Genomic DNA, 10,516 nt, shown 5'->3' on the forward strand with positions numbered 1-10,516 from the left:
GCCGCGATCACCACCGTGCTCATCGGCGACGGTCAGGGTACGCCCGAGCGCATCCGCCGCCGGGCTGGCAGCAACGCCGACGGCGCTCAAGGCCAGACCGGTCACCCCGGCCAACCCCACCGCCCACCACCGCCGCCGCGCCCGACCCCCGCCAGGCCGCACCGGCCCCTGAGTCTGGTCCTGATTACTCATCGTGAACTCGATGTCCTTCCCCCGTACCCGACAAGGACCCACCACCCGCACCCACGAGGGCCGCCCTCGGCTACCAACCGGCGGTAGCAGCCACCCGCAACCTAAACCGACACACACCCCACACCAACATGAACACGAAAAAAATGCCTGAAACGGTCAGTCATCCCTGTGATCATTGCTCAGCGCGGGCCGGTACCCGGTGCCCTGGGTGGGCAAGCTGGACCGGCATCCCGGATAGCTGAGGTGTGGTCGCTGTTCGCTACTGTCCTGCCCTATGGCAGGCACGAACCTCCGCACCGAACGCCTCGAACTTCGGCCGGTACGCGACGAGGACATCGACCGCATCCTGGAGTACCGCAACCTGCCGGAGGTCACCCGCTGGCTGCTCCGCACCGACGTTGACCCAGCGGCTTTCCGAGCGGCCTGGCGACGCTCAGCGGAAGACCCCCACGACCACAGCGTGGCGGTGACCCGCGACGGTTACGTCATCGGCACCGTCTCGCTCGACGTGCGCGACAGCATGGGACAGCCCGGCGCCCCGCCACGGACAGAAGCCGAGGTCGGCTACATCTTCGACCCGCGCTACGGCGGCCACGGCTACGCGACCGAAGCGGTCACCGCGATGGTCACCCACTCGTTCGCCCAGTTGGGCGTACGCCGGATCACCGCTGGCTGCTACGCGGACAACCTCGCCTCGGTGCGGCTCCTCGAAAAGATCGGCATGCGGCGGGAGCAGCACGGCGTCGGCGACTCCTGGCACGCCGAGTTGGGCTGGGTGGACGGCTACACCTACGCCCTGCTCGTCGAGGAGTGGCCCCACCAGCCGTAGCCCTTACCCCACCGGCGGTTCGGGACTCCGGCGGATCGTCACCGGCACCTCACCGAGGCGGTAGTGGACGACCGCGAACGGCCACGCCGCTCGCAGCCACGCCCCCACGATCTCGGTCAGCGGACCATCCAGCTCCGCGCGGGCAGCGGACACCCACGAGGAGGCCGCCACCTCCCGCTCACCCGTCGGCGACGGCTCGAAATACACGCAGCCGACCACGTCACCGGTGGCGATCTCGATGACCGAGTACGCGAAGTCCACCCGCTGATGCGACCGCTGCGCATGCCCCGCCAGGTCGTCGTGGTTCTCGGCGAGGGTCATCCCGGCCATCGGCGGCCAGCCCTGGTCGAATCCCGGCGTTGACCGGATGTGCGCGATGCTCGACATCCAGGCAGCGTGATCCGCCTCGTTGTGCTGCGGCCCGAGCAACTCAAGCCGCAACCCCTGGGCAACAAACACATCTGGTACGGCGAAGGAAGCCGCGACGAGCGGTAGGTCGGTCACCTCCGGAGCCTAACGGCCCATCGGCCGGCCCGCGGTGCGCGGAGCGGGCCGATGGCGGTCAGTCCCGGCACGCCGGCCGGTGGTGACGCCGTGGCTGTCGGATCGCAGGGTCAGCCCTGGCACAAGGGAACGTTCACGCAGTTGTCTGGTCGGTTCTTGGCCACAGTGGTGCCGGTAGCACTGGAGAGATCAACCGTGCCGCCTATCTCGTTGAAGATGCCGCCGCCGTCGGTGCCGGCGACGTTCTCGACAACCTTCGTGCGCAGCAGGGTGAGCGCGCCGGCCGACCCGTTGAAGATGCCGCCGCCCGACTCGGTGGCCTGATTGCCGGTGACCTTTGTCCGCAGCAGCGTCAAGGTGCCGCGGTTGTTAATGCCGCCACCGTTAACTCCGGCGTTGTCCTTGATGGCGCTGTCCTCGACGAGCAGGGCTCCCCCTTGCAGAAATATCGCACCCAGGCCGCCGCCGGCAGCGGTGTTCTCGGCGATGCTGACCCGGGACATGGTGAGCTGGAGGGGAGCACCGGCGACCGCGGAACCACCCAAGCCCGTTGTCGTGTTCTTCTCGATGCTCGTGTCGGCGATACCGCCGGTCGTCCCGGCAAGGATGAAGATAGCTCCCCCATCGGAAGCTTGGTGACCGACCAACTCACTCCGGGTAACGGTCAACTGACCGCTGATCGTGAGGGCGCCGCCAGTCAGCGCGGTATTCGCGTCGAGCCGCGACTTGTCGATGGCGAGTGTACCGAGGCTGAAGATCCCGCCACCGATGTTGGCCGCAGCATTTCGGCTGATGTCCGAGTGTTCGACCTGGAGCACGCCACCAATGTTCGCGATCCCACCGGCGTCGCCGTCAGCGGAGACATTTTCGACAATCTTGCTCTTCCTGATCGTGGCACCGCCACCTGGGTTGATGAGGATCCCGCCGCCGTCGTTGTCGCCAGAGAGCCTCCCACCGGTGACGGTGAGGTGATCAAGGGTGAGTCGACCGTTGGCGTTGACGGTGAGGATTCGGAAGTCGTCGGCCGCGGCGGAACGTTTGAGGGTGGTGTTCTTTCCGCCGTTGAGGGTGATGGGAGTGGTGATCGCGGGCAGGCCGGCACCGTCGAGGTCAGCGGTGAGCAGGTAGGTACAGCCCTCGGCGAGGTCGAGCACGGCACCACCCCGGGCGTTGGCTTGGGTGATCTCGGCGATCAACCGATCCGGGTTACAGGGCACCCGCGTACCCTTCGGCTTCCCAAGCTGGTCATCGGCGACGGCAGCGCGTCCGACAGCCTCCCCACCGGGGGCGGCGGTGATGGTGGTGGTGGTGACGGCGGCGGTAAGCGCCAGGCCGGTCGCTCCGGCCAGCCCGGCAGCCCACCATCGTGACCTCGCCCGACCTCCGTTGGGATGCTCCGGGTTGGCTCCGGTCGTGCGGCGCTGATGGTTCATCGCGGTGTTGACGCCCTTCCCCGTGCACGACGAGGAGCCCGAAGGACGGGGTTCTCCTCGGCTACCAGGTCGGCGGTAGCAGCCACCTGCACGCTAGACCGACACCTAGGGGACTCAGCGGAAATTCCGAACAAATTACTCAACTTGGGCGAAAGCCCTCAAGCTGGATGCGAACCTGTCGCGCCCGCTCGCCGGGCCGGCCGCACCCCGGCCGCGCTCTCCACGACGTGCGGCGGGATGCAGCCGGAACCACACGGCAATGGTCAACGGCATCAGGAAGTAACCGAACCGGGTGGCGGGAGCCAGGCATACGGCCAGGGCGAGAGCTAGGGCGAGGCGGTCGGCGGCGGCGAGCAGCGTCCACGGTGGTCTCACCACCAGTGAGACGGCGACGGCCACCGCGGCCAGGGCGAGCAACGCCGAGGCGAGCGGGCGTCCGCCCGGCAGCAGCGTGGCGACAAGGTGCCCGGGCAACGGACTCGTGGCGGGCGAGGCGAGGAGGCCCGCTCCCAGGGGATAGCGCAGAACCTGCTCGGTGAAGGCCCCGGGCGAGGCGAGGAGGCTCGGCACCGTCAGAACGGCGAGGACAACGGCGGCCACGGCGCCCGCGCCCCACGCGGCCCGTCCGCCGCGGCGCACCACCAGCAGAACCAGCACCACCATCAGTACGGGCCAGGCCGTCCACTTCATCGCCGCCGCCACTCCGGCGGCCAGCCCGGTCGCCGCGGGACGGCCCGCGGCGGCGGTCGCGAGGGCGAGGCACATCAGCGCCGTGACCGGCAGGTCGATGCCCCCGGTGGCCAGTGGCAGGGCCAACAGCGGAAAGGCCGCCAGGAGCGCGAGGGCCCGGGGCGCGCAGTGGCCGACGGCGATCCGGGCGGCCACCGCCAGGGCGAGGCAGAAGACCAGTGCGAACCACCAGCGGGCGTCGGCCACCGGGGTGTCGCCGAGCAGGGCGTACGGCAGCCCGAACAGCGCCATCGCCGGCAGGTAGGGGTTGTAGTCCGCAAGCTGCGCCGGCTCGGTCAGGTACGGGCTGCCGGTCTGCAGCAGCAGCGCGCCGGAGTGGTGTACGACATCGACCTCGAGCTGCCCCTGCCGGTGCGCGACCAGCCACACCATGGGTACGACCGCCGCACCCACCACGGCGACGAACGGCGCCGCCCGGCGCAGCAGGGTTGACGTGCCGGAAGTCAGGACCGTAGCCATGGCGTAGCCGACGGCGGCGCAGAGTCCCCAGACCCGGTGCGGTCCCTGGTCGGTGACCGCAGCCAGGAGCAGCGCCGCCACCGCACACCCCGCCCACAGCAGCGGCCACCGCCCGGGCCGGGCCCGGCCTGGTGACCACGGCCGGGCCGAGGGCACGGGAAGCGGGTGAGGCAGTAGCTGGATTCTGGTCATTTGCCGCGCCTTCCACATCGGAGGACGATCAGTATCGGAAGGCGGCGGGCCCGGATCGTCACGCCGGAGAGCGATCTTCGGTGTCAACCCGTGGTGTGACGTCGGCGCCAAAAGATCACACCAGACGGTGACGTATCCGGTGGGCGGGCTTCCGGAGAATCAACCCATGCCCCGACTGCGCCGCCCCACCACCCCGCGCCTGGTAGACGTACCGCGTCGGCCCTGGTACCCGGCGTTCAGCGCGAGTGTGATCGCCGCGGTGGCGATCGTGGAGATCACCGCGAGCCGCAGTACCTCGCCCGCCGTCGTGGTCACGGCAGTCGCCGCGGTCGTACCGCTGGCCTGGCGACACCGGCGGCCCTGGCTCGCCGCCGTCGCCACGGCCGCCGCGCTGCTCAACTTCCTCGTCCAGCCCGAACTGCTGCTCTGCACCGGCCTGGCCGGCGCAACCGGTCTCTACGCCACCGCGCGGAACCGCCTGCTTCCCCCGGCTGTTCTCACCACCGCTGGAATCAGCGCGGCGGTCCTGGTCAACCTGGGTCACCTCGCACTGGGCGCCTACAACCTCGGCGGGGTCCGCCCGAAGCTGGGCGCCGAGGGCGCACTCTCCTACTTCGCCGAATCGTTTGTGCTGGCCTGCGCCATCACCGCCATCGTGGTGCTCGCCGACTCCGCCCGCAGCCGGGAACAGTACCGCCGGGAACGCGAAGCCGCCCAGCGAAAGCTGGTGGCGTTGGAGCGCCGGGCGGCGGCGGCGGCCGAACGCGCCCGGATCGCCCGCGAGTTGCACGACATCGTGGCCCACACCGTCTCCGTGATCGCCGTAGCGGCGGAGACGCACAGCTACACCATCCCGAACCTGTCCGCTGAAGCCCACGACGGCTTTCAGTCCATCGCCGGCTCCGCACGTGCCTCGCTCGCGGAGCTACGCAGCCTCGTCAACATGCTGCGCCAGGCGGACGGCACCGCGAACACCGCACCGCAGCCGAACCTGGCGGGCCTACCCGCACTACTCGAAGCCCACCGCACCGCCGGCGGGACGGTGAGCCCACTGATCACCGGTTCCCTGCCCCGCACCACAGCCGCGGTGGAGTTGGCCGCCTACCGCATCGTGCAGGAGGCGCTGACCAACGTCCGCCAGCACGCCCCCGGTGCCCACGCAACCTGCCGAATCGACCACATCCCACCGCACATCCGGGTGCACGTCGCCAACGCCGCCCCCAGCGGCCCACCACCGGCCCGCCCGCCCGGGAGCAGCCGTGGCTACGGCCTCGACGGCATGCACGAACGGGCGACCCTGCTCGGCGGCCACCTGGACTGGCACCCGACACCCGACGGGGGCTTCGCCGTGACCGCGCTCCTACCGGTCACCGCCCCCGACGCCGCAGTCCGCACCCTCCAATCGACATAATCGAGGTCGGCGAGGTCAACGAGGCCGGTGAGGTCAACGAGGCCGGTGAGGTCAACGAGGCCGGTGAGGTCAACGAGGCCGGTGAGGTCGACGAGGCCGGTGAGGTCGACGAGGCCGGTGAGGTCGGCAGCCGCCCTTAGTCATTTGGGGGCACGGCCCCCTACTTGCCGCTTGCTGGCCGTAGCGAAGGGAGTCCCGTGGCGACGATCCGCGCGGTGGTGGTGGACGATCAGGCCGTGGTCCGCGCCGGCTTCGTCAAACTGCTCGCCACCCAGGAGGACATCACCGTCGTCGCGGAGGGAGCGGACGGCCAGGACGCCATCCGTCTGGTCCGCGAACACCGTCCCGACATCGCCCTGCTCGACATCCGGATGCCGCGCACCGACGGGATAGCCGCCACCCGGGCGCTGTTCGCCGACCCCGACATCGACACCCGGGTACTCATCCTGACCACGTTCGGCCTGGACGAATACGTCTACGACGCCCTCGCCGCCGGAGCCAGCGGCTTCCTACTCAAGGACGCCACCTTCCCCGAACTGCTGCACGCCGTACGGGTGGTGGCCGCCGGCAAAGCCATGCTCGCCCCCGACATCACCCAGCGGCTCATCACCCGCTTCCGCCACGTACGCCCTGCTCCACCTCCCCGGCGCGACGTCCCGAACCTGACCCCACGGGAAACCGAGGTCCTGCTCCTGGTCGCCCGCGGCCACTCCAACGACGACATCGCCGAGCACCTCACCGTCACCGACCACACCGTCAAGACCCACATCAACCGGGTCTTCACCAAACTCGGCGCACGGGACCGAGCCCAGGCCGTCATCGCCGCCTACGAACTCGGCTACATCACTCCCGGCCGGTGACACTCCACGTCTTTGGTTCGGGCCCGGCGGCTCGGCAGTGCCGGACCAGACAGAACGGATGCGTACCGTCGCAGCGCCTACTCCCGGATTTGGGGATATTTTTCGGTTTCATGTCCCAATCAGCCCTAATGTCGGTTTAGTTCAGGGTAGTTACTACCACCAGCCTGGGGGCCGAGGACAGCCACTCACCGGCCTCAGCTGACACCTCGTCCACAACGAGGAAGGGAACGACACCGCGATGACCGATCCGCAGCACGCGCCCGAACCGGACCACGCCGCCGGACGCCGGACCAGGTCACGATGGCGGGCTGCTGGGCTGGCCGGGGTGACTGGTCTGGCCCTCAGCACCGTCGGCGTCGCCGCCACCCCCGCCGCTGGGCGCACCCTCCCCGTCCCCGACGACCGACCCGCCACCGGCAGCCACAACGCCGGCAAGGGTGGTAAGGGTGGTAAGGGCGGCAAGGGCACCCCCGTCCCCTGCGACGCCGACGCGCTGATCGCCGCCATCACCCTCGCCAACGCCCGCGGCGGCGCCACCCTCAACCTCACCACAGACTGCACCTACCTCCTCACCGCCGACCTCGACGGCGCCGGCCTGCCCGCCATCACCACCCCCATCACCCTCAACGGCGGCAAACACACCACCATCGAACGCGCCGCCGCCACCGACCAATTCAGACTCCTCACCGTCACCGCCGGCGGCAACCTCACCCTCAACAAACTCAAACTCACCGGCGGACACACCCCCGATGACGGCGACGGCGGCGCAATCCTCGTCAACGCCGGCGGCACCCTCACCACCAACCACAGCACCATCACCCGCAACATCGCCGAGAACAACGGCGGCGGCATCGCCAACAACGGCACCACCCGCGTGAAGCACACCACCATCGAACGAAACGCCGCCAGCGGAGACGGCGGAGGTATCGCCAGCGTCGGCACCCTCGACATCAGCAAGTCCCGCCTACACGCGAACACTGCATTCTCCGGAGCCGGAGTCTCCAGCGAAGGCGCAGCCCAGGTCGAGCACAGCAACATCACCGCCAACCAGGCCGCGGGCGTAGTCGGCGGCATCCTCATGAGCGGTGGAACCATCACGAATACCAAAATTACCGAGAACACAGCCCTAGAGATTGGCGGCATCCTCGCAAACACCGACACCCAACTCACCCTCAGGTCGGTCACCATCGCCGGAAACACCGCCACCGTTGGCCGTGGTGGCGGCCTAGGGATAAATTCGGGCGCCTCCGTCGTCGTCGCGGACAGCGTCGTCGCGGACAACACCGCCGACAGCCTCGGCGGGGGCATCTTCAACCTCGCCGAGATAGTAGTGCGAGACACCAAGGTCACCGGAAATCAGAGCGGCAGGCAGGGTGGCGGCATCTACACCAACACATCAGCCACCCTCTTCGACACGAAAATTGTCAAGAACACCGCCATTACCGAAGGCGGTGGCATCTTCAACGAGGGGGGTGGGACGGTCGAACTGAACACCGCCACCGGCACAATCGTAATCAAGAACCGGCCGGACAACTGCGTCAACGTTCCCGGCTGCGCCGGGTAGGGCCGGCTACCCGCAGCGGGCACCAACACAACCGCTGCGGGTTACAGCCACCGCGTAGGTCACCCAGACACCCAACAGATCTCACCGATTGCTGCAGCTGCCTGCCCGGTCTGCAACAGGTGCGGGCTCTGACTCCTCGCGCACAACGGGGAAAGGACAACGACACCGCGATGACCAATCCACACCACAACCCCGAACCAGACCATCCCGGCACACACCGGCACAGGTCACGATGGTGGTCTGCCGGACTGGCCGGGATGGCCGGCCTCGCCCTCACCACCACCGTCGGCGTCGCCGCCACACCCACCGCCGCGAGCAGCCTCGCCATCCCCGGCAACCAAGCCCCCGCCGACAGCCACCGCGACGAAGGCAATGGCGACCACACCAGCAGCGGGAAAGGAAAGAAGAAGCCGAAGGGGACTCCTGCGCCCTGCGACACCGACGCGCTGATCGCCGCGATCACCCTCGCCAACGCCCGCGGCGGCGCCACCCTCAACCTCGCAACAGACTGCACCTACCTACTCACCGCCAACCTCGACGGAGCCGGCCTCCCCGCCATCACCACCCCCATCACCCTCAACGGCAACAAACACACCACCATCGAACGCGCGGCCACCGCCGACCAGTTCCGCATCCTCACCATTGGCGTCGGCGGTAACCTCACCCTCAACAAACTAAAAATCACCGGCGGACAGACCGACGGAGACGGGGGTGGCATCCTCGTCAACCCCGGCGGCCAACTAACAGCCAAACACAGCGAAATTGTACGCAACATCGCCGGCGATAATCTCGGTGGCGGCATCTCCAACCGCGGCACCACCACCATCAAAGCCTCGACGATCAACCACAACACCGCCGCGCTGGAAGGGGGCGGTATCAACAACGCCGGGCTGCTGACCATAAAGAGGTCCACGATCACCAACAACAACGCTGCCGTACTCGGCGGTGGCATAGCAAGCAGGAACGGCACCGTCGATATCTCTAAAAGCAGGATCGCCGCCAACCAGGCCGCAACAGGTGGCCTGATTTTGATTGGCGGCACCAGTACCGTAACCGACACTCACATCACCAAGAACACGGCGAATTTCGTCGGAGGCGTCGGCGTATCAGCGGGGCGGCACACCCTTCGGAAGGTCACAGTTGACCACAACACCGCGACTGCCGACGGCGGCGGAGTGTTTGCCGATGTCGGCACACCCCTTGTCGTCGATGACAGCATCATCGCCAACAACACCGCCGGAGGTAACGGCGGTGGTATCGATAACATCGGCGATACTATACTCCGGCACACGAAACTCGTCGATAACCAGGCTGACAACAATGGCGGCGGCGCCCTCAACCAAAACTTCGGCACGCTCACGTTCTATGCAACTAAGGTGGTCAAGAACGCTGCCGCCAACAACGGTGGCGGCATCTTCAACCAAGCGGGCGGGGTGGTTGAGCTTAACACCGCCACCGGCACCGTTGTGGTCAAGAACCGGCCCAACAACTGCGTGAACGTTCCGGGCTGCGCCGGGTAGCGGTAAATCCGGGAACGCCTACGATGCGGGAATGACAGCACCGACCGGTCAGCCCGTTGACGAGTTCCTCGCCGCCGTGCCAAACGAACGCCGACAGGCCGATGCCCGCCGGCTCATCGCGCTCATGCGCGAGGTCACCGGGGAGGAGCCAGCGATGTGGGGGCCGAGCATCATCGGCTTTGGTCGCTACCATTACCGGTACGCGAGCGGCCGCGAAGGCGACAGCGCGCTCACCGGCTTCTCGCCACGCAAGCAACACCTCGTGGTCTACCTCGTCGGCGGGTTCGCAGACCGGCACGCGTCAACCCTCGCGCGGCTCGGCCCACACAAGACCGGCGTGGGCTGCCTCTACCTCAACAGCCTCGACGGCATCGACCTGGCTATCCTGCGCGAATTGGTCCACCGCTCGGTCCGGGTACACAGGGGCGTTGACCGCGCTAGCCACTGAGTGCGGCCACGAACACGCACAGACCACAGGGCTATTGCGTAGTGCCGTTTAGCCTGTTCACGGTCGGTTTTCCGGTGGTCACAGCGGTGATGAGGTCGTGGGGACGCTGGCTGGCTTCGCGGGTGGCTTCGGCGATGTTGGTGGCGCCGTTGAGGCGGTGGTGCCCGATCGAGGTGTTACGGAGGGTGGCGAAGACAGCGGGTCCGTTCCCGGTCCGGGCTTGATGCGCATCTTCACGTAACGTGACATCTCGTACATAGTGCACCCTGTTTTCGATCTGCCACTCCGCCCGAGCCCAGGCGCCCAGATCGACCGGCCGGGCCTGACCGGCGGGCAGGGAGATCGTCAGGTACG

9 protein-coding genes and 2 pseudogenes are annotated in these 10,516 nt (G+C 68.0%); 6 read left to right on the forward strand and 5 right to left on the reverse strand.

Annotated elements, in window-relative coordinates:
* Positions 1–192, reverse strand: a pseudogene (locus T398_RS26065) (right-handed parallel beta-helix repeat-containing protein); the annotation flags it as partial.
* Positions 193–466: 274 nt separating this feature from the next.
* On the opposite strand from T398_RS26065, the gene T398_RS26070 reads away from it, so the two are divergent.
* Positions 467–1,021 carry a GNAT family N-acetyltransferase gene (locus T398_RS26070; protein WP_496450463.1) on the forward strand — a complete coding sequence of 185 codons (555 nt, stop codon included), beginning with the start codon at positions 467–469 and terminating at the stop codon, positions 1,019–1,021.
* A 3-nt stretch (positions 1,022–1,024) separates the two neighbouring features.
* On the opposite strand, the gene T398_RS26075 is transcribed toward T398_RS26070, so the two are convergent.
* The 3 genes from T398_RS26075 to T398_RS26085 form a co-directional block, all read right to left on the reverse strand.
* Entirely contained in the window at positions 1,025–1,525 is a 501-nt protein-coding gene (locus T398_RS26075; RefSeq protein WP_496450464.1) for an N-acetyltransferase, read from the reverse strand.
* Positions 1,526–1,635: 110 nt separating this feature from the next.
* Entirely contained in the window at positions 1,636–2,958 is a 1,323-nt protein-coding gene (locus T398_RS26080) for a right-handed parallel beta-helix repeat-containing protein (protein ID WP_496450465.1), read from the reverse strand.
* A gap of 135 nt (positions 2,959–3,093) precedes the next feature.
* The gene (locus tag T398_RS26085; RefSeq protein WP_496450471.1) at positions 3,094–4,248 is read right to left on the reverse strand and encodes a glycosyltransferase 87 family protein; all 1,155 of its coding nucleotides are present in this window, start codon (positions 4,246–4,248) and stop codon (positions 3,094–3,096) included.
* A gap of 277 nt (positions 4,249–4,525) precedes the next feature.
* On the opposite strand from T398_RS26085, the gene T398_RS26090 reads away from it, so the two are divergent.
* The 5 genes from T398_RS26090 to T398_RS26110 all read left to right on the forward strand — a co-directional run bounded on the left by T398_RS26090 (position 4,526) and on the right by T398_RS26110 (position 10,162).
* Positions 4,526–5,770 carry a sensor histidine kinase gene (locus T398_RS26090; protein ID WP_496450466.1) on the forward strand — a complete coding sequence of 415 codons (1,245 nt, stop codon included), beginning with the start codon at positions 4,526–4,528 and terminating at the stop codon, positions 5,768–5,770.
* 197 nt (positions 5,771–5,967) lie between these two features.
* A complete protein-coding gene (locus tag T398_RS26095) occupies positions 5,968–6,630 on the forward strand; it encodes a response regulator (protein ID WP_496450467.1) in 663 nt (220 codons plus the stop codon).
* A gap of 238 nt (positions 6,631–6,868) precedes the next feature.
* Positions 6,869–8,194 carry a right-handed parallel beta-helix repeat-containing protein gene (locus T398_RS26100; RefSeq protein ID WP_496450468.1) on the forward strand — a complete coding sequence of 442 codons (1,326 nt, stop codon included), beginning with the start codon at positions 6,869–6,871 and terminating at the stop codon, positions 8,192–8,194.
* 170 nt (positions 8,195–8,364) lie between these two features.
* On the forward strand, positions 8,365–9,714 hold the full coding sequence (locus tag T398_RS26105) for an autotransporter outer membrane beta-barrel domain-containing protein (protein ID WP_496450469.1): 1,350 nt from the start codon (positions 8,365–8,367) through the stop codon (positions 9,712–9,714).
* A 31-nt stretch (positions 9,715–9,745) separates the two neighbouring features.
* Positions 9,746–10,162, forward strand: coding sequence for a DUF1801 domain-containing protein (locus T398_RS26110; protein WP_496450470.1), 417 nt, complete (start codon positions 9,746–9,748; stop codon positions 10,160–10,162).
* Positions 10,163–10,193: 31 nt separating this feature from the next.
* Here the strand turns inward: T398_RS26110 and T398_RS26115 are convergent.
* Positions 10,194–10,516: pseudogene (locus T398_RS26115) on the reverse strand (ISAs1 family transposase); the annotation flags it as partial.

The sequence above is a fragment of the Salinispora goodfellowii genome (assembly GCF_059570675.1).